At 45.0% G+C, this 21,695-nt stretch carries 22 protein-coding genes; 10 read left to right on the top strand and 12 right to left on the bottom strand.

The genetic code is table 11. The annotated features are described in order from the left end of the window. Positions 1–26 precede the first annotated feature (26 nt). Positions 27–530, bottom strand: a complete 504-nt coding sequence (gene luxS, locus NL930_RS02650; RefSeq protein ID WP_254377032.1) for an S-ribosylhomocysteine lyase — start codon at positions 528–530, stop codon at positions 27–29. 83 nt (positions 531–613) lie between these two features. Between luxS and NL930_RS02645 the strand changes: the two genes are divergently transcribed. The 3 genes from NL930_RS02645 to NL930_RS02635 are packed head-to-tail and all read left to right on the top strand — an operon-like array spanning position 614 to position 3,427. After that, positions 614–2,437 (top strand): Na/Pi symporter, encoded by a 1,824-nt coding sequence (locus NL930_RS02645; RefSeq protein WP_254377033.1) that lies wholly within the window; start codon positions 614–616, stop codon positions 2,435–2,437. Next, complete coding sequence (locus NL930_RS02640; RefSeq protein ID WP_254377034.1) at positions 2,434–2,673, top strand: hypothetical protein; 240 nt, start codon at positions 2,434–2,436, stop codon at positions 2,671–2,673. Before NL930_RS02645 ends, NL930_RS02640 begins: the two co-directional genes overlap by 4 nt. Continuing rightward, positions 2,666–3,427, top strand: a complete 762-nt coding sequence (locus tag NL930_RS02635) for a hypothetical protein (protein WP_254377035.1) — start codon at positions 2,666–2,668, stop codon at positions 3,425–3,427. The genes NL930_RS02640 and NL930_RS02635 overlap by 8 nt, the downstream gene beginning before the upstream one ends. Positions 3,428–3,436: 9 nt before the next feature. Here NL930_RS02635 and NL930_RS02630 read toward each other — a convergent pair whose 3' ends face one another. Further along, entirely contained in the window at positions 3,437–4,180 is a 744-nt protein-coding gene (locus NL930_RS02630; protein ID WP_254377036.1) for a ferredoxin-thioredoxin reductase catalytic domain-containing protein, read from the bottom strand. Between the two features lie 178 nt (positions 4,181–4,358). On the opposite strand from NL930_RS02630, the gene NL930_RS02625 reads away from it, so the two are divergent. Beyond that, the gene (locus NL930_RS02625; RefSeq protein ID WP_039673401.1) at positions 4,359–4,553 is read left to right on the top strand and encodes a hypothetical protein; all 195 of its coding nucleotides are present in this window, start codon (positions 4,359–4,361) and stop codon (positions 4,551–4,553) included. Between the two features lie 57 nt (positions 4,554–4,610). Here the strand turns inward: NL930_RS02625 and nifJ are convergent, their stop codons facing one another. Then, on the bottom strand, positions 4,611–8,177 hold the full coding sequence (gene nifJ / locus NL930_RS02620; protein ID WP_254377037.1) for a pyruvate:ferredoxin (flavodoxin) oxidoreductase: 3,567 nt from the start codon (positions 8,175–8,177) through the stop codon (positions 4,611–4,613). A 218-nt stretch (positions 8,178–8,395) separates the two neighbouring features. Continuing rightward, positions 8,396–9,040, bottom strand: a complete 645-nt coding sequence (locus NL930_RS02615) for an HAD family hydrolase (RefSeq protein ID WP_039673405.1) — start codon at positions 9,038–9,040, stop codon at positions 8,396–8,398. 62 nt (positions 9,041–9,102) lie between these two features. Here NL930_RS02615 and NL930_RS02610 point away from each other — a divergent pair, with 62 nt between their 5' ends. Further along, positions 9,103–9,897 (top strand): DUF4197 domain-containing protein, encoded by a 795-nt coding sequence (locus NL930_RS02610; RefSeq protein ID WP_254377038.1) that lies wholly within the window; start codon positions 9,103–9,105, stop codon positions 9,895–9,897. 7 nt (positions 9,898–9,904) lie between these two features. Here the strand turns inward: NL930_RS02610 and NL930_RS02605 are convergent, their stop codons facing one another. From NL930_RS02605 to NL930_RS02595, 3 genes are all read right to left on the bottom strand, one after another. Further along, positions 9,905–10,705 carry a mechanosensitive ion channel family protein gene (locus NL930_RS02605; RefSeq protein WP_254377039.1) on the bottom strand — a complete coding sequence of 267 codons (801 nt, stop codon included), beginning with the start codon at positions 10,703–10,705 and terminating at the stop codon, positions 9,905–9,907. Positions 10,706–10,729: 24 nt separating this feature from the next. Continuing rightward, on the bottom strand, positions 10,730–11,740 hold the full coding sequence (locus NL930_RS02600) for an OmpA family protein (protein WP_254377040.1): 1,011 nt from the start codon (positions 11,738–11,740) through the stop codon (positions 10,730–10,732). 85 nt (positions 11,741–11,825) lie between these two features. Further along, on the bottom strand, positions 11,826–13,319 hold the full coding sequence (locus NL930_RS02595; RefSeq protein ID WP_254377041.1) for a peptide-binding protein: 1,494 nt from the start codon (positions 13,317–13,319) through the stop codon (positions 11,826–11,828). Positions 13,320–13,651: 332 nt separating this feature from the next. Here NL930_RS02595 and NL930_RS02590 point away from each other — a divergent pair, with 332 nt between their 5' ends. From NL930_RS02590 to NL930_RS02575, 4 genes are all read left to right on the top strand, one after another. Then, the gene (locus NL930_RS02590; RefSeq protein WP_254377042.1) at positions 13,652–14,227 is read left to right on the top strand and encodes a DNA-3-methyladenine glycosylase I; all 576 of its coding nucleotides are present in this window, start codon (positions 13,652–13,654) and stop codon (positions 14,225–14,227) included. Then, positions 14,217–14,576, top strand: a complete 360-nt coding sequence (locus NL930_RS02585; protein WP_254377043.1) for an MmcQ/YjbR family DNA-binding protein — start codon at positions 14,217–14,219, stop codon at positions 14,574–14,576. Before NL930_RS02590 ends, NL930_RS02585 begins: the two co-directional genes overlap by 11 nt. A gap of 8 nt (positions 14,577–14,584) precedes the next feature. After that, a complete protein-coding gene (locus NL930_RS02580; RefSeq protein ID WP_039673416.1) occupies positions 14,585–14,875 on the top strand; it encodes a YciI family protein in 291 nt (96 codons plus the stop codon). Between the two features lie 76 nt (positions 14,876–14,951). Then, positions 14,952–16,097 (top strand): iron-containing alcohol dehydrogenase, encoded by a 1,146-nt coding sequence (locus NL930_RS02575; RefSeq protein WP_254377044.1) that lies wholly within the window; start codon positions 14,952–14,954, stop codon positions 16,095–16,097. Position 16,098: 1 nt separating this feature from the next. Here the strand turns inward: NL930_RS02575 and NL930_RS02570 are convergent, their stop codons facing one another. From NL930_RS02570 to purT, 3 genes are all read right to left on the bottom strand, one after another. Continuing rightward, positions 16,099–16,581: a DUF523 domain-containing protein gene (locus NL930_RS02570; protein ID WP_254377045.1), complete on the bottom strand. Its 483-nt coding sequence runs from the start codon at positions 16,579–16,581 to the stop codon at positions 16,099–16,101. Continuing rightward, positions 16,578–17,978 carry a chloride channel protein gene (locus tag NL930_RS02565; protein ID WP_041962358.1) on the bottom strand — a complete coding sequence of 467 codons (1,401 nt, stop codon included), beginning with the start codon at positions 17,976–17,978 and terminating at the stop codon, positions 16,578–16,580. The genes NL930_RS02570 and NL930_RS02565 overlap by 4 nt, the downstream gene beginning before the upstream one ends. A gap of 70 nt (positions 17,979–18,048) precedes the next feature. After that, a complete protein-coding gene (gene purT, locus NL930_RS02560; RefSeq protein ID WP_254377046.1) occupies positions 18,049–19,209 on the bottom strand; it encodes a formate-dependent phosphoribosylglycinamide formyltransferase in 1,161 nt (386 codons plus the stop codon). Between the two features lie 131 nt (positions 19,210–19,340). On the opposite strand from purT, the gene NL930_RS02555 reads away from it, so the two are divergent. Beyond that, a complete protein-coding gene (locus NL930_RS02555) occupies positions 19,341–19,625 on the top strand; it encodes a hypothetical protein (RefSeq protein ID WP_254377047.1) in 285 nt (94 codons plus the stop codon). A 31-nt stretch (positions 19,626–19,656) separates the two neighbouring features. Here the strand turns inward: NL930_RS02555 and NL930_RS02550 are convergent, their stop codons facing one another. Both NL930_RS02550 and rpsI read right to left on the bottom strand, forming a co-directional pair. Beyond that, positions 19,657–21,159, bottom strand: coding sequence for a tetratricopeptide repeat protein (locus NL930_RS02550; protein WP_254377048.1), 1,503 nt, complete (start codon positions 21,157–21,159; stop codon positions 19,657–19,659). 146 nt (positions 21,160–21,305) lie between these two features. After that, entirely contained in the window at positions 21,306–21,695 is a 390-nt protein-coding gene (gene rpsI / locus NL930_RS02545) for a 30S ribosomal protein S9 (RefSeq protein ID WP_060825289.1), read from the bottom strand.

Below are 21,695 nucleotides of genomic sequence, written 5' to 3'. Positions count from 1 at the left end.
AAAAAGGTTCTTATGGATGTGTTAAATTACTGTATTTTCGACCTATCGAGCTTCAACGCTTCGTTGTCCATCACGCCGATGGACGTACTTAAAATCGTTGTGGCGATGTCGTGCGCTTCTTGCAAGGAGTGCATGGTGTACGTTCCGCATTGGTAAACGTTGAGTTCGGGAATATCATTTTCGCTCTTGACATGTAAGATGTCCTGCATCGACGCCGCCCATGCATCGACCACGCGTTGAGGTTCGGGCGTGCCGATCAAACTCATATAAAAACCGGTACGACACCCCATCGGCGAAATGTCGATGATCTCGACGCCCTCTCCATTGAGATGGTTGCGCATAAAGCCTGCAAACAGATGCTCGAGCGTGTGAATCCCACGTTCGGGAAGAATCGCTTGGTTGGGTTTGCAAAAACGAAGATCAAACACGGTGATGGCATCGCCGTGAGGCGTTTTCATCGTTTTAGCGACTCTGACCGCAGGGGCCGGCATTTTGACGTGATCTACACAAAAGCTATCGAGTAATGGCATTTGAAGTCCTTTTTTTGGGCAATTATACCGAAAAAAGTGTACAATAATTTAAGCTTCAACCCTTGACATGTAAAGGAAATTTCGTGAAACGCTGGCTACTTTTCGGTGCAATTATTCTGCTTTCCTATACATTTTTCCAAAGCAAAAACCTGCTTCTCATTGCCGCGGGCGTGGCGATTTTTCTTTTCGGAATGAAAAATCTAGAAGAAGGTTTTCGTTTTTTTATCGGCGGGATGCTCGATAAATTCCTTAAAACGATGAGCGATACGCTTTATAAAAATATTCTTTTCGGAACGATCATTACGACCTTAATGCAATCAAGCGGTTTGGTTGCCGTGATTGCCATCTCGTTTATCAGTGCCGGACTCATAGGGCTCGCACAAGGTATCGGCATTATTTTAGGAGCCAACATCGGCACGACGACGGGTATCTGGCTGATCGCGGGGCTGGGGTTAAAGATCAACATCGCGACCTACGCGCTTCCCATGCTGGTGTTTGGAATGCTCTTTATTTTTCAAGAAAGCAAACGGCTCAAAGGCATCGGTTACGCTCTTGCCGGACTCGGTTTTTCGTTTTTGGGTATCGCGTACATGAAAGATGGATTTGACGCGTTTAAGGAGACGATCGATCTGACCCAATACGCCGCCGACGGCTATACGGGCATCGTGCTTTTTGCACTGATCGGAGCGGGAATGACCGTCGTTATGCAGTCTTCGCACGCTTCGCTGGTGCTCATCTTAACCGCACTCTCGGCGTCGCAAATTACCTACGAAAATGCCGTTGCCCTGACGATCGGAGCCAATATCGGCACGACGGTAACCGCCGTTTTGGGAGCACTGGGTGCCGGAGACGACGGCAAAAAATTGGCAACCGCCCACTTTTTGATCAATACGCTTACCGGACTTCTTCTGGTCGGTTTTGTTCCGCAATCTATCCGTTTGATCGATCTGAGTGCGCCGCTGTTCGGTATTTCAACATACGACGAGACGCTCAAACTCGCTCTTTACCACACTTACTTTAACTTTACGTGCGTGCTTTTGTTCGCTCCGCTCGTACAAGGCTTGGTTCGCCTACTCGATCATTTCTTCAAACAAAAAGCAACCGATGAAAACGCACGGGACGATGTCTTGTTTATTAACGACGTCGCGCTCGATTTTCCCGATACAGCGTACGAAACCCTTTTTAAAGAGACCAAACACCTCTACAACAACGTTTGCGACATCATCGCGCAAGGTATCAGCGTCACCAAAGAAGATATTAGCTCAGGTATGGCAATCGACGATATTCTCACGCATCGCAAAGACCCCCTTTACGTCAATATGGACGCCTACTACGAGCGTCGCATCAAAGAGATTTACGGCAAAATTATTACCTTTGCGATTATGGCGCAAGGCAAATTTTCCGACATCAGCGAGCGTCAATTTATCCCGATAAAAAACGCTACCATCGGCATGGTCGAAGCGTTTAAAGCCTCCAAACATATGCAAAAAAATATGCTTCGCTACCTTGAATCGGATAACGAATACATCCAAAGCGAATACAACCATATTCGCAAAAACCTCATCAAATACCTCCGAACGCTTCAAATGATCTTCAATACCGCCGAAGACGACGTCACCGTTTTGCTCTTAAGCAAACTCAAACTCGATGCGCAAAACTACGACATCGCCGCCAATAAATCGCTCGATAACCTGATTCGTACCAACAAAATTACCTACACGATGGCAACGTCTTTAATGAACGATACCAACTACGCCTATACCGTCGCGTCCGAACTTTTCAAAGTCGCTCACGCTCTTTTCGTACATGCGAACACGGAATCGAGCGAAAGCAAAGAAGCATTGATCTTAAACGAAAACGAAGTAAACGACCTTACCCACGCCTCAAGCCAAAGGAGTTCCTCATGAACGGCTTCAAATTTGTACAAACGATCAAAGAGTTATTCGGCTTTATGCCTCAAAATGCGGAATCTACTCAAAAAAAATCCATTAAAGAACTGCTGAGAAAACTCAAATTTCGCCGCATTTTACTTAAGCAAGAGCTGAAAAACGAAACCGACCTTCTCAAACGCGAATCGATTCGCGACAGCATCAAAATTCTCAAAAAGCAGATCAAAAAAGGAAAAGACCTTGTCGATGATTAGAGGGATTGTGATTGCGTTGATCGTTTTTGCAGGATGTTCAAGCCCCAACCAAGAAAGCGTCTCGGAAGTTTTGCAAACCAAGGGGGCAACCGCTTTGCATTACGACTTTAAAAAAAGCGTCGAAAACCTCATCGCGTACAAAGAAAAGCTCGATCTTCGCAATCCTTCCAACTACAGCAAATCCTCGCAAGAAACGATTTTAAAGGAGATGCGAAACCGCACAAACGCGATTCGGCTGAGTTATAACGGCGTGACGCTGCACACCTACGACGATTATTTACGCATTGCTTTCGATAAAAGTGCGACGATTCCCGAACGCAACGACTTTTTGATTTTAGGGATGTATAAACTGCTTTGGGAGAGCTACCGTATCGGCGACGGACATCAAATCACGACGCTCTCCTACGACGAAGAGCGATTCAAAAAACTTTACTACTACCTTGAAGTCATTAAATGGAAGATCAAAACGGGCAAGGATGAAAAAGGACGCTACCTTTTTCTCACGTGGCAAAACAACTGGCAAATCGAACTGCAAAACCGCCTCAATGCCGGACAAATACCCTCATGGCAAATGCTCGAATCGCTTCCGAGCATTCAAAGCCGTAAAGAGAGTCTTTTCGATGCTTCCAACGCCAATTTTGAGGTACTTCTAAGTCAAATCGTTTTCCACGTCAAAAACAGTGCCCGCCTCGTCGGGAAAGAGCCCGTCGATATCGGTATCGACGCGATGATCAGCCTTGTTTTTTTCTTATAAAAATCGTTTTTATTCGCCGCTTTCGATTTCTCCGTTGTACGACATAATTCCGTTGCCGAGATTGACGACGGTTTGATAGCCTAAGTGTTTGAGTACGCGTTGGCAATACGCACTGCGGCTTCCGCTGTAACAATACACGATCGTCGGAGTTTTTTCGTGACCTTTGAGCTGTGCTAAAGCGTCGTAAAAACTCGTCGTAGGAACAAGATAGTCCGTCCCTTTAATACGGTATTGTGCCCACTCCATCCACTCGCGCGTATCGACCAAATTAAAACGCACGATGCCTCGACTTCGCGCTTCCAATAAAGCCTCAAGTTCATCCGCGTCAATCTCTTTTTGATGTATTAACGCTTCGCACTCTTCTTTGCTTAAACCTTGTGAATGCGTATGCGAAACCTCTTTGAGCCGCTCTTCTTCGGCAAGGGCGCACGCATGTTCGGGCGTACAAAAAAGCGTACAGTGGCATGCGCCGTTTTGAGGAATCTCCTCATTGAGTGCGGGCGTGCACGGGCAAAGACGATTGCCGGCTTTTGCTCTCTCCTCTTTCGTATTTCCGATAACCATAAAACAGGGACAATAGCGCTTACCGTAAATCAGTTTATTACGCGTTAAGCCTTGTTGTATCGACTCTTTTACGTCATGAAGCGGCGTATACGTTAAAGAAAATTGTTGACATACCTTATCGCTAAAAGCTTGCGTTCGTTCAAATTCCGCCATAAATTCGGCTGAGTTCATATCTATTTTCGTTATCACGCGCATTCCTTAATCTTATACGTTGAAGGATCGTATTATAAAGAGTTTGAATTGTAAAGAGATTAAATCTTAGCGTTAGATCGCAAGCACGTTTAATGAGCTAAGCCAAAACTTGATCTTGCTCAATCTTTTCGGGCATTTTTTTCATTATAATACGCCAAATTTCAAAGGAGTTTTTATGGAAATCAATAACGTACAAGTCTGTAACGTCTGTTTGCGCACGAGCGAAGAGAGCCCGAATGCCGTATTTATTAAAGCAATGAAAGGTGGAGAAGAGATTCACGTTTGCACGGGATGCATCCCGCATATCATTCACGGAAGCGGCGACGTTGCCAAATCAAATGCCCAAGTCGCGGCGGAGTTAAATCATTAAACACTACACAATGAAGGAGGAGGAAAATCTCCTCCTCTTCTACTTCGTTTCGCTTAATTAAGCTTCTTTTTCGTTGGAATAATCCGCTGTTGCTAAACGTTTGAGTTGTCTCCATCTGCGTTGCGCATCTTTTTTATTGTGTGCAAATAACGCTTCCGCTTCGACGGGATTTGACTTTTTAAGAGCCGCATAGCGTACTTCGTTCATCAAGAAGTGATCGTACATATCCCAATCCGGCTCTTTTCCGGTAATCTTGATCGGATTTTGACCTTCTTCTTCAAGACGCGGATCGTAGGTATAAATCGGCCAATAACCACATTTGGTTGCAAGCTCACCTTGATTGCCCGCTTGGCTTAGACCGCCTTTGATACCGTGTGCGATACACGGTGAATAGGCAATAATCAACGATACGCCCGGATACGCTTCAGCCGCTTCAAATGCTTTAATCGCTTGTGCCGCGGAAGCGTTCGAGTTAATTTGCGCAACAAAAACGTTACCGTACGTCATCGCGATATAACCCAAATCTTTTTTCTGAACCGGTTTTCCCGCAGCGGTAAATTGCGCGATAGAACCCGTACGTGAAGCTTTAGAGCTTTGTCCGCCAGTATTGGAGTAAACCTCGGTATCTAAGACTAAAATATTGACGTCTTCGCCGCTAGCAATCACGTGGTCAAGTCCGCCGTAACCGATGTCGTACGCCCAACCGTCGCCGCCGAAAATCCATTGTGATTTTTTAGCGATATACTGCTTAAGGCTTAAAATGACTTCCGCACCCGCCGCCGTCGGATTGGCTTCCAACAAAGGAACGAGAAGGTCACGAATTTGTGCGCTTTTTTCACGGTCGTTTCTAAATTCTAACCAATCTTTGTAGAGTGCCGCAATCGCGTTGGGCGCTTTGTCCAAAGAAGATTCCATAATCATTTGAATACGATGGCGAATCGTTTCCGCCGCGACATGCATACCCAAACCGAACTCGGCGTTATCTTCAAACAAAGAGTTACCCCATGCCGGACCGTGACCTTTGTCGTTTTTACGATACGGAGTCGATGGAGCAGAACCGCCGTAAATAGACGAACATCCCGTCGCGTTAGCGATCATCATACTCTCACCGAACAATCGCGTTGCAAGCGTAATATACGGTGTTTCGCCGCAACCTGGGCATGCCGCGTGAAATTCAAAGAGCGGTTGCGCAAATTGAGAACCTTTCACGCTACTTTTGCTTAAAATATCGTCTTTATAGCTTACTTTTTTGAAGAGGTAATCGGCATTGTCTTGCTCACCCGCATCAAGGCTCTCTTGAAGCGGAACCATCACAAGCGATTTTTCTTTGGTAGGACATGCTTCGGCACACAATTCACATCCCGTACAATCAAGCGAGGAAACTTGAATTTTAAATTTAAAGTTTTGATCTTTGAACTCTTTACCTTTGGCATCTAAAGCATGTACTTTGACGCCTTCAGGTGCCAAGGAAAGCTCTTGCTCGTTAATCAAAAACGGTCGGATAACCGCGTGCGGACAGACAAACGCACATTGATTACATTGAATACAGTTTTCTTCGATCCATTTTGGTACCGTAACGCCGATACCGCGTTTTTCATACTCGGTCGTACCGTGTTCAAACGTACCGTCTTCATAGCCTTTAAAGACCGAAACGGGAAGCGTATCGCCGCGTGCGGCATTGACCGGTTTTGCGATTGCTTCGACAAACGGAGTGCCTTTGTATTTGACCTCTTCTTGAACCTTAACCTCGTCAACGAGATTAGCCCATGACGGATCGACGTCGACTTTAATCAAGCCGTTGGCACCCACGTCAATCGCTTTATAGTTAAGCTCAACGATTTGTTCGCCTTTTTTGCTGTAGGTTTTGTAGGCTTGTTTTTTCATAAACGTTTGAGCTTGCTCAAAATCGATGATGTTGGCAAGTTTAAAGAAAGCCGATTGCATAATCGTATTGCTTCGATTACCGAGTCCGATGTCGCGTGCTAGTTTGGTTGCATTGATGATATAAAAGTTGGCTTTGCGTTTGGCAAGAATACGTTTGACTTTATTCGGGATTCGAGCGATCGTCTCTTGTGCATCCCAAATAGAGTTAAGAAGGAATGTTCCTCCCTCGCGAATACCGTCGACCACGTCGTAAAGCTCTAAATACGCGGCGACTGAACAGGCGACGAAATGCGGATTGGAAACAAGATACGTCGAGCGAATCGGTTTTTTACCGAAGCGAAGGTGAGAACGCGTAAAACCGCCTGATTTTTTGGAGTCGTAAGCGAAATAGGCTTGGGCGTACATGTCGGTTTCGTCACCGATGATTTTAATCGAACTTTTATTCGCGCCGACCGTACCGTCCGCACCGAGTCCGTAGAAAAGGCACTCTTTGGTTTCGGGGTCGCCGAGGCTGATTTTTTCTTTCACGTCTAAAGACTTAAACGTTACGTCATCGACGATACCGACCGTAAAGTCATTTTTAGGCGCATCGGCTTTGAGGTTTTCAAAAACGGCCAACATCTGTGCCGGATCGACGTCTTTTGAAGAAAGACCGTAACGTCCGCCGACGATAATCGGAGCATTGGCGTGTCCGTAAAAAGCCGCACGCATATCAAGATACAACGGCTCGCCGATGGAACCTGCCTCTTTGGTACGATCCAATACGGCAATTTTCTTAACGGAATCGGGCATAACCGCCATCAAGTATTTGACACTAAACGGTCGGTAAAGGTGCGGCGTAATAAGTCCTACTTTTTCACCTTTGCCGATTAAATAATCGATCGTCTCTTTCAGACATTCAGTCACGGAACCCATTGCAACGACGATACGATCGGCATCTTTCGCACCGTAGTAGGTAAAAGGTTTGTACTCGCGTCCCGTTTCTTTGGAAATTTCGTCCATATAGTTTGCTACGATATCGGGCAATGCGTCGTAAAATTTATTTTGCGCTTCTCTGCCTTGGAAGTAAATATCGTCGTTTTGAGCCGTACCGCGCGTTTTAGGAGACTCGGGGTTTAAGGCGTTATCGCGGAAGCGTTGAACCGCTTCTTTGTCGAGTAAACGATCAAAAACGGCATAATCCATCACTTCGATTTTTTGAATTTCATGAGAAGTTCTAAAACCGTCGAAGAAGTGTAAAAACGGAACACGCCCTTTAATGGCGCATAAGTGAGCAACGCCGGCCAAATCCATGACTTGTTGAACCGAACCGGAGGAGAGCATCGCATAGCCGGTTTGGCGTGCGGCGTAAATATCTTGGTGATCGCCGAAGATCGAAAGCGCATGCGTCGCAAGCGTACGAGCACTCACGTGGATAACGCTCGGTAACAATTCGCCTGCCATTTTGTACATGTTAGGAATTTTAAGCAACAAACCTTGAGAGGCTGTATAAGTCGTCGTAAGCGCGCCGGCTTGAAGCGAACCGTGAACGGTACCCGCAGCACCGCCTTCACTTTGCATCTCAACCACTTTAACGGGCATTCCGAAAAGATTTTTTTTGCCCTGTGCTGCCCATACGTCGGTAAAATCCGCCATCGGTGAAGAAGGCGTTATCGGATAGATACCGGCAACTTCGGTAAACGCATACGATGCATAAGCAGCAGCTTCGTTACCGTCCATTGTTTTCATGACTTTAGCCATTAAATTCCCCTTACTTTTAGTTTCGTTTATTTAAGAAAACTTCCCAAGAATCAGGCTTTGGAAGCATCAACCATACGCTGTAATCGATGATTATCTCATTCTACTTGGCGTTCTCTTAATAACTCATAAATGAAACTTCGGCTTCGATGATTTAATAAAAGTTTAACCAAGCTCTACTCAAAATCATAGTCTAAAAATATGATAAAGATATAACAATCTTAGCTTACTTGCGCAATAAGCTTAACCGCATCCAAAGCATCGCGAACGATACAATCGGTATGAGGACGGAGGTCGTAACGGCTTGCGTATCCGCACAAAACGCCGACGCTTTGAACACCCGCTTCTTTCGCACATAAAATATCCATCGGCGTATCGCCGACCATCCACGTACGCGACGGATCGCTACCGAGCGCGGCTAAGGCTTTTTGTATCGGTTCGGGGTGCGGTTTGGGGTGAGTCACGTTTTCGCGTCCGATCAAAACCTTAAAGTGATGCATCACACCCATATGCTCCAAAAGGTCTTGCGAATACCGTGCCGTTTTGGTCGTTACGATCCCGAGCGTTGCGATTTGACTCGCATAGGTAATCGCTTCGTACGCCAAGGGTAACAACGTCGTTTTTTGACGCGAAATCAGGCGATAATGCTCTTTATACGCCCCCACGTACGCATCGGCTTGCGATACGTCGACGCCGAGCATCGTAAACATCAAATCCAAAGGGTGCCCGATGAGTTTTTTAATGCTCTCGTCTTCGGGAACACTCGTTCCAAACGTCTCAAACGCAACGCCGAAACTTTCCAAAATAGCCTCGGTCGAGTCGATGAGCGTTCCGTCTAGATCAAATAAAATCGTTTTTGTTTTCACCTTAATCATCCTTTTACATGTAAAGCACTATTATAATCGCAAGAGCATTAAAAAGGAGATACATGTTAACCAAAAGTGTGATACTCATTGCCCCTCTACTGCTGTGCGCCGCTTCGTTTCAAGACACGTTGAATTCGGCACTGAGTACAAGCTCTTCGGCGCAAAAAAGCACCTCCTCCGCATCATCGAGCAGTTCGATTGCCGGCGTCAAAGAAGCATTGAGTCTAGGAGCCGATCAAGCCGTATCGCTCTTGGGAAAAGAGGACGGATTTTTAAAGAACTCCGCCGTTAAGATTCCGCTTCCCGCGTCGTTGAAACCGATTGCGACGGCGGCTGAAAAGGTGGGCGGAAAACGCTATGTCGATGATTTTGTAACGACGATGAACACCGCCGCTAGCAAGGCGATTCCTAAAACGGCTTCTATCTTAAGCGATACGATTTCGTCCATGAGCGTCGACGACGCCAATGCAATCATCAAAGGCTCCAACACTGCGGCAACGGACTATTTTAAAGCCAAATCGTACGATAGACTCTTAAACGCACTAATGCCGATCATTAAAGAGAGCGTAGCGCAAAACAAAGTTATGAGTTCTTATCAAAGCCTAAAAGAGTTCTCGGGTACGACGAATGCCTCATCGAAATTGGGAGACAATGCGCTAGTAGGACAAGCCTCGTCGATTGCAAAAGGGTTCGGTATGACGGATGTCGTTCCGGAAAATGACGAAAATATCGAAGCGTATATCGGTCGTAAAACCTTGGACGGACTTTTTTACATGATTGCCGAAAAAGAGAAAGCTTTGCGTAGCAATCCTTTAGCAAGCGGAAGCTCGATTATTCAGCAAGTCTTCGGTAAATAATCGGTCTTTAATACGTTTGAGGGGTTAAAGGAGGATGAGGAATACTGATCTTTTTCTCGTCAAACGTCAGTTTGACTTTTTCGATCAAGGAAAAACTAACGGCAGCAGCGTCTTCGTTTTGAACCCAAAAACGAACCGTCAATTTCACGCACGTTTGTGCCAGCTCGCTTACGGCAACAAGAGGAGCGGGTTCTTTTAAGACTTTATCTTCCGCCTCGATCAAGGATTGAAGCGTCTCTTTGGCAAGACGAAGATCGTCTTCATAGCCGATGTTAAACACCAAGTCGATACGCGAAGTCGGTTTTGCCGAAAAATTCGTAATATTTTTACCGATGACCGCAGAGTTGGGAATAATAATCTGTTTGTTATCCGCCGTTTTTAAAACAACGCTAAAGAGATTTAGCTCTTCGACCGTACCGTTTTCGCCCGCAATTTGAACCGAGTGTCCGATTTTAAACGGACGGAAAAAGACGAGTAAAATGCCGGCTCCGACATTGGAAAGCGTGCCTTGAAGCGCAAGACCGATCGCAAGACCCGCCGTTCCGAGAACCGCCAAGAAGGAAGTGGTGTTTATGCCTAGATTGCTAAGCGCGGCTAGGATAATCACCACTAAAAGGCCGAAGTAGACGACATTGGAAAAGAAACTGGTAACGGTTTCGTCGATTTTGGACTTGCGCATTCCTTTGACGACGATAGCCGTCAACAAAGAAGCGATCTTCTTCCCGACCCAAAAAATGAGTAAAGAAGCCAGTACCTTGACACCGTAAAGCGTCACAAAATTAACGACAACCGTCCAACTCAAATCCATATGCACGTACACGACCCTCTTAACTTATTTTTTGAAAATTGCGTCGACTCTTCTGTTTTCGGCACGACCCGCGTCGGTATCGTTCGTAGCGATAGGTTTACTCTCGCCAAATGCTTCCGTCGTTACTTTAGCACCGGAAACGCCAAGGGTTGAAAGTGCTTTTGCAACTGCTTTTGCACGTTGATCGGAGAGTTTCATATTGTAAGCGTCGCTACCTTTAGAGTCTGTGTGACCTTCAAGAACAACGTTGTAGCCAGGATTTTGTTTCATAAAGTCTGCGACTTTTTGGATTTCAGGCATATATTCTGGTTTGACGGTTGATTTGTCGAAATCAAATTTAACATGTAAACGGATAATTTTCGTACATCCGTCGGCATCGACTACGGTACCTTTTGGGGTATTCGGACATTTGTCTTTGTCATCGTAAACACCGTCACCATCGCTATCTTTTGGAGCTGCCGGTGCTACGACGGGAGCCGGTTTTACTTCGGGTTTAGCCGCTACGACGGGAGCCGTTTTAGCGTCGAAAGGAACGACGAAGCCGAGGGTATAGAACAAGTTGTTGTCGCCGCCGTGAAATTTAATACCGTGACGAACTTCGGCTTTCAATGCAAAATTGTCGGTGACCCAGTATTTAACGCCGCCGCCGTATTGTGCGAACATACTGTCTCTGTTTTCAAATTGCTCGTTTTTAACGTCTTCGTAACCGATACCCACTAAAGCGTACAATGCCATTTCGGGAGACATTTTGTACTCTTTAACCAAGTTACCGTAGTAGCGGTTAAAATCGGTGCTGTCGTTACCGATTTTGTAATCAACGTTATCGGATCGATCGTAACCCAATTCGAATTGGTCGAAGATGGTATTGTCAAGATTGATTCCAAATCGTAAACCGTACGTCAATTGCTCTTTAAGATCGAGATTTCCCTCAGGTTGAACGCCGCCGATCGTCGGTGTCACTTCGTAGTTGTATGCAGTCGGTGCCGCAAACGCCAAAGATGCCAATGCCGCCAATGAAAAGAGAGTTTTTTTCATTTCATATCCTTTTAAACTAATATTTCTAACATTTCATATGTAAGTTTTAAATTATAGCATAACTCTTAGTTGAGAAACATTAAATTTACGGCTTAATCCAATCGTTTTCGTTATGCATCACCCCGATCATCGACGTCGATACGGGCGTAATCTTCTTATTGACCGCCGTGATCTCGCTTGGAATCACTAAAAAGAGGTATGGATTGTCGGATACGATCTTGGCAAAAATTTCGCGATATAAAGCATCGAATTTCTCTTGATCGACGATTTTTTCGGCTTCTTTAATCAAACGATCGACCTCGGCATTGTCGTAACCGACGAAATTAAATCCGCCTTTACGGCTTGATTCGCTGTGCCAAATCGTATATGCGTCCGATTTGAGTCCTAACGACCACGCCATCAATACCGCTTCAAATTTGCGAGGGAAAATCACCGTGTTTAAAAAAGCTTGCCATTCAAGGGCACGCAGTTTCATAACGACGCCTGCTTTTTGCAACTGGTATTGCAATACCTGCGCCGCCGCCGTACGATTGGAACCGGTGGTGAGTTCAAATTCAAACGGATGATTTTCGTCGTAACCCGCCTCTTTTAAAAGGGCTTTGGCTTTGGCAATATCGTGTTTTGGGGCTTGAACTTCCGTATTAAACGCTCCCGTTCCGGGTAAAAAAGGTCCCGTGCACACTTTACCGTGACCGAAATACAAAATATCGACCAGCTCTTGACGATCGATTGCCAAAGAGAGGGCTTCTCTGACTCTAGGGTCTTTAAATTTTTCCGATCGGAGATTGAACCCCATATACGTATAGACATGTGAAATCTCTTCGTAAATCGTATAATAATCCCTAAAATCCGCATCGACTTGCCGCTCCAACTGCAAGGGCGTGAGCGTTCCGACATCGAGTTGACGAGATTTGAGCATCAAAAATTCCGAAGAGGGATCGGGAAGATAGTGAAAAACCATCGTATCGATCTTCGGGCTACTTTTAAAATACGTCGGATTGGCTTTTAAAACGGTATCTTTGGAAATTTGAAACTGATGTAAAACGTACGAACCTGTACCGATCGGAGCTTGATTAAACTTACTCGTCATCAAATCGGTTTCGCCCTTAAGCAGATGTTCGGGCAAAATCTCCATCATCCATACTTCCAAGGCTTTAAAGTAAGGGTATTTGTATTTAACCTCCACACTGAATTCGTCGAGCATCTTGACATGTGAGATGTGCATAAAGCCTGAAGCATAAGGAGTAAAAATTTTAGGAGACGTAATCGTCTCGTACGTAAAAAGCACGTCTCGTGCGTTAAAAGGCACACCGTCGCTCCATTTTACGTCGCGGCGAAGGTGAAAGACGAGCGTCGTATCGTCCTTAAACGTATAGCTTTCCGCTAGTTCGGGAACGATGTTGGCGTCTTTGTCGTATTTGACCAAGCCGTTAAAAATCCATTGCGTAACCGAAGAACTCGCCGAATCGGTGGAAAGAATCGGATTGAGTCGGCTCGGATTGGCGGATAAAGACAAGTGTAGCGTGCCGGCGTAGAGATGACATGTTACGAAAAAAAGGAACATTAAAAGTGTTTTCATGGAAAAATTATACCACACGGAATCGTTTTACCGAAGAGAAGAAAAGATTTGAAAGTATTGCTTGAACATAAAAAAAGCTTCCAGACCGGGCAATCTGGAAGCTGATTTTTAAAAAGGTTGAGTGATTCACAAAAAGGAGGTAATTGTCTTGGTAACGAAAGTATAAAGAAGTTGTTTAAACACTCTCTTAATCTTTCGTAAACAAAAAGTTAATAGGAGATATTTTCTCTTTTTTTAAAGCGTATCGACGAAACTATTTACGATCGATTGTCCGAGCGTTAACTCTAGTGCGCTACAATTTTACATGGATTTTTTGCTGAGGGAGTACCGAGATGAGTTCAGGTTTTTCACGTTGCGGTTGGGTAAAATTAAGCGATCCCGTGTATGTAGCATACCACGACGAAGAGTGGGGAAAAGCCCTGCACGACGAGCGCGCTTTGTTTGAACTCTTTTGCCTTGAGACGCAATCGGCGGGCTTAAGTTGGCTCATGGTGCTTAAAAAACGCGACGGTTATCGTAAAGCGTTTGCCAATTTTGATCTTGAAAGCGTTGCGAGCTTTGGAGAAGAAGAGATCGCTTCGATCCTGCAAACGGGAGAGGTCATTAAAAGCCGTCCCAAGATCGAAGCGATCATCGCCAATGCGCGTCTGTTTCAGCGCATCATCCTTGAACACGGCTCCATCGACGCTTACTTTTGGAACTATGTGGGCGGAAAACCGATCGTTAACGACGTAGCAGATTATAAACATGCCGCGTGTACTTCCGCCATTTCGGATACCATCACCAAAGATCTGAAAAAACGGGGGTTTAAATTTGTCGGATCGACCACAATCTACGCGTTTATGCAAGCGTGCGGTATGGTGAACGATCACGAAAACAACTGTCGGTACAAACACCATGACCTTTGAAATTTTAAACGACTATTGCCTCAGCCATATCGGCGCGATTAAAGAGTACCCTTTTGACGCCACAACCGCCGTTTATAAAGTCGGCAATAAAATCTTCGCCCTCATCGACGAAGAGAGCCTTCCGCCGCGTATCAACCTCAAATGCGATCCCTACTATGCTCGAGAATTGCGCGAAATGTACGTTAGCGTCATTGCGGGGTATCATATGAATAAAAAGCATTGGAACACCGTGATTTGCGAAGGCGAAGTCGACGACGCGCTTATTCTTGAATGGATCGACGACTCGTATGAGCTGGTCTTTGGCTCACTCTCTCAAAAAATGCAAACGTTTATTCGCAATTCACACTAGGAGTTTTTATGTTTATTATTTTTGTGTCCTACCAAAAACCTCTCGAAGAGGTCGATGCGCATCTTGAAGCACATATTGCATTTCTCAAAGAAAACTATGCTAAAGGCACTTTCTTAGCTTCCGGACGACAAAACCCTCGTACGGGCGGGATTATTTTAGCACGTGCGTCTTCCAAGCAAGAGATTGAAGCGTTGGTAACGCACGATCCTTTTTACGTTCATCGCGTAGCAACTTACACGGTGACCGAATTTACGCCTTCTATGACCGCGCCCGAGCTGACTTTTTTGGCCGACTGCTAAAAACGTTGACATGTCAAAAGGGGAAAATACCGTTTCCCCTTTACCCTAGCATACCACTCAAAAATAAGGAGAAACCATGGTCGATTTTACCTACCACAACCCGACAAAAATAGAATTCGGCAAAGGAAAAGAAGCTCTAATCGGCACGGCAATCGCACAGAATCATATCAACAAAATCCTGCTCTGCTACGGCAGTGAGCGCATCAAAAAAGACGGATTGTACGACACCGTGACCGCACACCTGAAAAAAAACGGCATCGCGTGGGTGGAACTTGGTGGCATCATCAGCAACCCCGTTCTCTCAAAAGTCAACGAGGGCATTGCCTTGGCAAAAAAAGAGAACGTTCAAGCCGTGCTTGCCATCGGTGGAGGCTCAGTCTTAGACAGTGCTAAAAGCATCGCGGCTGGAGCACTTTACGCGGGTGACGTTTGGGACTTTTTCATTGGCAAAGCGAGCATTGAAAAAGCCCTGCCCGTGTATGCCATCATGACGCTTGCCGCAACGGGAAGCGAAATGAACGGCTTTGCGGTCGTTACCAACGACGAAACACACCAAAAGTACAACATCGCCTCCATTCACGTCTACCCAAAGCTTTCCATTCTCAACCCAGAACTGACCCAAAGCGTACCCAAAAATTACCTAGCCTACTCCGCGGTCGACATCATCGCGCACGTAATCGAGGGGTATTTGACGGCGAGCGTTCAACCGCATTTCCAGTCGCGCATGGTTGAGGGCATCGTTCAAACCGTCATGGAAACCACGGAGATTTTACTTCAAAATCCAAGCGACTACAACGCCCGAGCGGAGTTTACATGGGCGGCAACCCAAGCGCTCAACGGCATCACAACGGCGGGGACTAACCCTTACGTTTTTCCCAACCACATGATCGAACACTCGCTCTCAGCCCTCTTTAACATTGCTCACGGAGCGGGCTTAGCCATCGTTATTCCTGCGTGGATGCGTTGGTATCACACGCAAAATCCTGCGCAATTTAAACGCTTTGCAAAAATACTTTTTGGGAAAGATAGCGCGGAAGAAGGTATCAACGCGCTTAAAAACTGGTTTGCTAAAATCGGCGCGCCCGTGAGTTTAAGCGAAGCAGGGATTCCTAAAGAGGCTATTGAAAAGATTGCTCAGAACGTGGCAGAAGCGGCAGAGCGCCAAGGAGTCAGTCACATCTACAGCCAAAGCGTGATTGAAGCGATTTTACGCAACGCCTAACTCAAAGGGGAGCATTCCCCTTTGAATGCCAAAACGCTTCGGCTAAACTCAACTCTTCTTCACTAAAAACCACAATGCCGCTCTCTTGCAAAAGCTTACATGTAATGCCCGAATCGTTCACGCGTGTGCTTGTAAACGTACCGTCGTAGATGATGTCTTTACCGCACGAGGGGCTTCTGGCTTTTAAAATCGCCATGCACACGCCCTCAAGTTTTGCGATGCGCAAGCTCTCTTTCGCCCCTTTCGAAAATGCCTCGCTTACGTCTTCGCCGATTCGATTGACGACACGGTTCGTTCCTTGGAGAACTTCGCAAGCAGGACGCGGCACACTAAGCCCACCAAGCACTTCAGGGCACAAAGGCACTAAAACGCCCTCGTCCTTCCACTGCTCTAGGATCTTTACATGTAAAGCATTATTGCCGCCGTCGTATTTCACGTTTTCGCCGAGTAAACACGCACTGATCACGATCTTTCGTCGGCTCATTTAAAATCGTCTTTGGCATTTTTAACTTGCCAGCGCAAGCGTTTATAGCGGAGGCGATTGCGCAGGCGCTTGACTTTATCGATGTCGCGCATATCGATGCTGATAGAGGTATCTTCTAAGTCGTTGCCTTTGCCGATCGTAATATTATCGGCTTTTCGCAGAGCCAACTTTTGCGACTGAAAAACGCTACGATGCCCCGTAATCAAGAAGGCGATTACCACGCTCAGTGCCGCGTAATTTGCCATATGCACGCCAAACAACTCCACTGCCATGATGATGGAAGCGATGGGAGAGTTGGTCGCACCCGCCAAAACACTGACAAACCCAAGCGCGGCAAAGAGTGCGACGTGATTGCCGCCGATGAGATCGCCAAACGCCGCACCGCTCGTCGCGCCCACGTAAAACAAAGGCGTAATAATACCGCCGCTTCCGCCCGAGCCTAAAGTAATCGCCGTAAAAAACGTTTTAAAAACAGCGTCGTACCAATGAACGTTATCCGAAATCATCGGATTGGGGCTGAGGGCGTCTTTAATGGTCGCAAGACCGAGTCCTAAGTAGCTTTCCGAGAAAAAGTACGAAACGAGTGCCATCACCAGTCCCGCAACAAAGGCTTTCAGGTAACGATTGTACGGAACGGCTTTGATGTACTCTTCGATTTTATTGACCGTCGTAATGAACAAATCGGCGATTAAGCCGAAAAAGACGCCTGCCAAAACGACATGTAAGATTAATGAAAAGTCCAAGTTAAACGAACGGTAGAAATTGATGTCGTAGTAATGGTATTTGACGCCTAACACCTGAGCCGTGATAAATGCCGCAAAACCGGAGATAAACGAGGGCAAAAGAACATCGTACATAATCGCACCGATAATTAAGACCTCGATTCCGAAAATTGCCCCCGCGATGGGCGTACCGAATACCGAAGCAAAGCCCGCACTAATACCGCAAATGACAAGCTTTCGGCGGTCGGATTTAGAAAATTTGAGTAGGGTTGCGACAAACGAAGCCGCTCCCGCACCGATTTGCGCTCCCGGTCCCTCTTTTCCGACCGAACCGCCCGAAAAAATCGTCAGTACCGTTGCGACCAGTTTAACGGGGATCACCTTTGCATTGATGTAACCGTCGCGTTTATGCACCGCTTCGATGACTTTTTCCGTACCGTGTCCCGTCGCGTTTTGATCGAACGTTCGCACGATCCACGTCGTTAGCATCAACGCAAAGGGCAACGTGAAATAAAACGGAAACGGGAGTAAACTCCGTGTCTGTTCGGCAGTTGAGAGGATGTTCAAAAAGACGGAAATCAAGCCGCCGATCATAATCCCGACGGCAGAAGAAAGAAGCAACCATTTGGAGACGCTAAAAAAAATGACTGTTTGTTCAACGACATGTTTATTCATAAAAACTCTTTACGTTTGGGCTACTTTTATTATAGCCCACTTTGATAAATTTTTTATCAATACTAAAGCGTTATCCAACCATCGATGCGACAATTTCTCTTGCACGTTTTTTCGCCGCTTCCACCTCATCGAGCACCAATGCCACAGCCATACGACGTCCCACATGGCTCACAGGCTTTCCAAAAATACGAACATATGAGTTTTTCGAAAACGCACTCTCAGGGATGGTAAGAGTTGGTACATGCTCTTCATTCATACTTTTAAACGCCCCACTCGCACCCGCTCCATAAAAAGTAAAATCAAGCGGCAAGCCCAAAACCGCTCTTACATGTAACGCAAATTCGCTCTGGCTTTGCGTGATCATCGTGACCATTCCCGTATCGTGCGGACGAGGACTCAGTTCACTAAAGTACACTTCATCATCTTTAACAAAAAATTCCACGCCAAAAAGACCTCGACCACCCAAGCCGTCTGTCACCGCTTTTGCCATCATCTGCGCTTTGGCTAGCACCTCAGGTTTCATCGGCACAGGTTGCCAACTCAGCACATAGTCGCCGTTTTCTTGGATATGCCCGATCGGCTCACAAAAAACCGTCTCTTTGCCGTTGCGCACGGTTAAAAGTGTGATCTCATAGTCAAAAGGTACAAACGCTTCGACGATCAGCTCGCTCGCGTCACCTCTGGCCTCTTTGGCGATCTCCCACGCTTTTTGGATGTCTGCCTCACTTCGGATGACACTTTGACCATGCCCTGAAGAGCTCATCACAGGCTTGACCACACACGGAATGCCAAGCACTTTTGTCGCTTCTTCTAATGCCTCAAGCGTTTTCACAAAGACGTAGCCACTGGTTTTAAGCCCCAAGGTCTCCGCGGCAAACTCACGAATGTTTTTGCGGTTCATCGTCTTTTTCACCGCGTCCGCATTGGGGATGACGCAAAAACCCTCTTTCTCAGCCTCTATCAACGCTTCAATGCTGAGCGCTTCCACTTCAGGCAAGATAAATGTCGGCTTTTCAAGGCGAATCACCTCCAAAAGCTCCTCTTTGTTTTTCATATTAATCACATAACTTCGATTGGCGACCAAGTGCGCAGGCGCTTTGGGGTATGAATCAACCGCAACGGTCTCAATGCCCAAACGTGAGGCTTCGATAACGACCTCTTTGCCCAGTTCGCCACTGCCAATGAGCATAATTTTGGTGCTATTGCTTTTAAGGGGAGTTGTAAAGTGCATGATGTCCTCTTTGTGTTAGTTTAAGAGATTTTACACAAAAACGGTTTAAGAAATGAAAGAAGTCTAAATTTTATCACTCGTAGTTGGATATACTGTTTGTCTAAAATCTGTTTTACATGTAAAGGTTAGTTATGGATTTTTTACCTCAAATTCTTCTCCTAAGTTCGATCTTGGTTTTTGTCTATTTTTGGCTCAAACCACGCACCAAGCCAAAACCAAGTCCACAAAAACAAGAAGAAATTCGTGAAATGTACCGACAAAGACTGCAAACGGAACTTTCAACAATCGACGATCCAAGCGAACGCCAAAGCAAAAAAATCGCTCTGCTCAAAGTATTTTCTAAAGAATTAGAGTTCAATCTCTTTTTCGATAAAAACGATGTTCAAGCCTTGATGCAAGAGTTAGCGGGATATTAGGGAAGCGTAAAAGCTATTCTTCCCTTTTATGTTATTTAGGATTCTCAATAACTTTCACTTTCTTATCAAACACAGCCTCACATGCTTTATGAATTTGTCCGTCTTTAATGTAAGAGACTTCATAAAATTGACCTTCTCTCTCTTGTAGTATTTCTTTATTTCTGAACTTTGATTCAAAATAAACAATACCATTATATTCGAACCACCCAACTTCATTATCTGGAGCATGATAAGGATAAAATTTTGTTCCAATCTTTATATAGCATTCAACGTAACCTGAACGATCCTGCTCTAACTCATTTTTCAGATACTGCATATTGAATAGTAGTTGTGCCTTTTTCGATATGCACTGCTCAGCAATATCTTGATTTTCTTCATCCCATTTATAATACGAATAATTTAAAGCTCCATGTTGCATTATGCGCAAATATAAATGCTCTTTTTTTCCATCATTGTCAAAATCTATCTTTACTTCTCTCTGCTCAAATTCAATAAAAGGTGGATGCTTATCTGTTTCAAGCAATGGGCATAAAACGGGATCTGATTGAGGTGAAAATTTATACGAAATTTCATTTTTAAAAACACATTTTTTAGCCTCTGGATATCTCTTTCCTATAGGGAGCACACTATCTACAAATTCTCCATTAGCAGCAAAAAGCAGATACTGTTGATCATAAAAAGGTACGGGATTCGTATCGTTTGAACTAGCGTATTGAGAATTATCTATTTCATCACCTACAGGTATTTCTTTATCAGTTGCTTTATCAAAAAAATGTGCATATTCAAATCCCAAACTTCCAGCTGGTGCAATTTCGACTTGAAAAAATCCATCACCATTTTCTTTTTCCACTGATCTACCACTCCCATATACCTCTTTCAGCCGTCCTTTGTTGGCATAATCTGCTATATAGTCACAAATATCGTGAGGTGGGGTATCGACAAGATTAAAACGTAAAAAATCTTCTATCCAAGATGTTGTTTTTTGACTCAGCTTCTTATACTCAAGATAGGCTTTTTTAATCTCTTTTGTAAGTTCTACCTTTTCTTGATAGGTATTGAGCGTTGAGAGTTTTTTACGCAATGTATCGGCTAAATTGAAATAGGCAATAGCACGCAATGGGTCTTCTGCAATTGCTTTTTGATAAAGGGCTATTGCATCGTCATACTGCCCTGTCTTAATAAAAAAACTTTGATTCCAAGGATAAGCATCTTTTACAGGGTGAGAAATTTCACTTAATCTATCTCTTGATTGGTCAATTTTCTTTGCAAGAAAAAAAGCATAATCATTTAAAATGTGTGCAAATCGTTTCGATGAAAGTTTTTCAGGTCTTTGAATATGCAATAAGTCAAAAGATTCAAGAGCTTCGATAGTATTCGATAAACGATTATACGCATACGCTTCGTCGGTACGAGCGTACTCTTGCAACGCTTTTTCATGCGCCGCAATAAGCTTTTCAGCAGAAACACTATTTGGGGTATCACTTGCAAAAAGTGAACATATTAGGAAGATAAAACTACTGTATCGAAGTAACATCATTACCCTTATTGGTGAATATATATTGATGTTTTAAATAATACTCTTTTTGAAGTTAAAGTTTTTGAAAGATTGAAACGAAGCAATGCAAGGGAAAATCCCTTGCAAAAGCGTAAAAGCCCCAAAAGGCTTTTACATGTAAACGATTAACGTTTGGAGAATTGTGGGCTACGGCGCGCTTTTTTCTTACCGTATTTTTTACGCTCAACAACACGTGAGTCACGTGTAAGTAAGCCGTGTGGTTTTAAGATCGCTCTAAAGTCTGCGTCCATAGAAGCAAGTGCTTTAGAGATACCGTGGCGAAGCGCGTCAGCTTGTGCTGAGTAACCGCCGCCTAATGTGTCAGCTTTGATGTCAAAACTTGTCTCTTGTTTTGTAAGAGCAAGGGGTTGACGAACACGTTTTTTAATGGTCTCATGACCACCAAGCCACGCTTCAAAATCAATACCATTCACAACAATGCTACCTTTACCTGGAGTAACCCATACTTTAGCGATTGCTGTTTTTCTTTTACCGGTTGCGTATACTTTTGCCAT

The sequence above is a fragment of the Sulfurospirillum sp. hDNRA2 genome (assembly GCF_024206095.2).
In the GTDB taxonomy this organism is placed as follows: Bacteria; Campylobacterota; Campylobacteria; order Campylobacterales; family Sulfurospirillaceae; genus Sulfurospirillum.
This window is presented reverse-complemented; position numbering and strand designations above follow the sequence as displayed.

What these genes read in the sequence shown, in the direction of transcription:
- NL930_RS02565 (WP_041962358.1), bottom strand. Translation starts at nt 17,978, where the DNA reads ATGAATAAACATGTCGTTGAACAAACAGTCATTTTTTTTAGCGTCTCC.
- NL930_RS02570 (WP_254377045.1), bottom strand. Translation starts at nt 16,581, where the DNA reads ATGAGCCGACGAAAGATCGTGATCAGTGCGTGTTTACTCGGCGAAAAC.
- NL930_RS02600 (WP_254377040.1), bottom strand. Translation starts at nt 11,740, where the DNA reads ATGAAAAAAACTCTCTTTTCATTGGCGGCATTGGCATCTTTGGCGTTT.
- purT (WP_254377046.1), bottom strand. Translation starts at nt 19,209, where the DNA reads ATGCACTTTACAACTCCCCTTAAAAGCAATAGCACCAAAATTATGCTC.
- NL930_RS02585 (WP_254377043.1), top strand. Translation starts at nt 14,217, where the DNA reads ATGACCTTTGAAATTTTAAACGACTATTGCCTCAGCCATATCGGCGCG.
- nifJ (WP_254377037.1), bottom strand. Translation starts at nt 8,177, where the DNA reads ATGGCTAAAGTCATGAAAACAATGGACGGTAACGAAGCTGCTGCTTAT.
- NL930_RS02575 (WP_254377044.1), top strand. Translation starts at nt 14,952, where the DNA reads ATGGTCGATTTTACCTACCACAACCCGACAAAAATAGAATTCGGCAAA.
- NL930_RS02550 (WP_254377048.1), bottom strand. Translation starts at nt 21,159, where the DNA reads ATGTTACTTCGATACAGTAGTTTTATCTTCCTAATATGTTCACTTTTT.
- NL930_RS02555 (WP_254377047.1), top strand. Translation starts at nt 19,341, where the DNA reads ATGGATTTTTTACCTCAAATTCTTCTCCTAAGTTCGATCTTGGTTTTT.
- NL930_RS02610 (WP_254377038.1), top strand. Translation starts at nt 9,103, where the DNA reads ATGTTAACCAAAAGTGTGATACTCATTGCCCCTCTACTGCTGTGCGCC.
- NL930_RS02635 (WP_254377035.1), top strand. Translation starts at nt 2,666, where the DNA reads ATGATTAGAGGGATTGTGATTGCGTTGATCGTTTTTGCAGGATGTTCA.
- NL930_RS02595 (WP_254377041.1), bottom strand. Translation starts at nt 13,319, where the DNA reads ATGAAAACACTTTTAATGTTCCTTTTTTTCGTAACATGTCATCTCTAC.
- NL930_RS02640 (WP_254377034.1), top strand. Translation starts at nt 2,434, where the DNA reads ATGAACGGCTTCAAATTTGTACAAACGATCAAAGAGTTATTCGGCTTT.
- NL930_RS02580 (WP_039673416.1), top strand. Translation starts at nt 14,585, where the DNA reads ATGTTTATTATTTTTGTGTCCTACCAAAAACCTCTCGAAGAGGTCGAT.
- NL930_RS02625 (WP_039673401.1), top strand. Translation starts at nt 4,359, where the DNA reads ATGGAAATCAATAACGTACAAGTCTGTAACGTCTGTTTGCGCACGAGC.
- NL930_RS02605 (WP_254377039.1), bottom strand. Translation starts at nt 10,705, where the DNA reads ATGGATTTGAGTTGGACGGTTGTCGTTAATTTTGTGACGCTTTACGGT.
- rpsI (WP_060825289.1), bottom strand. Translation starts at nt 21,695, where the DNA reads ATGGCAAAAGTATACGCAACCGGTAAAAGAAAAACAGCAATCGCTAAA.
- NL930_RS02590 (WP_254377042.1), top strand. Translation starts at nt 13,652, where the DNA reads ATGAGTTCAGGTTTTTCACGTTGCGGTTGGGTAAAATTAAGCGATCCC.
- luxS (WP_254377032.1), bottom strand. Translation starts at nt 530, where the DNA reads ATGCCATTACTCGATAGCTTTTGTGTAGATCACGTCAAAATGCCGGCC.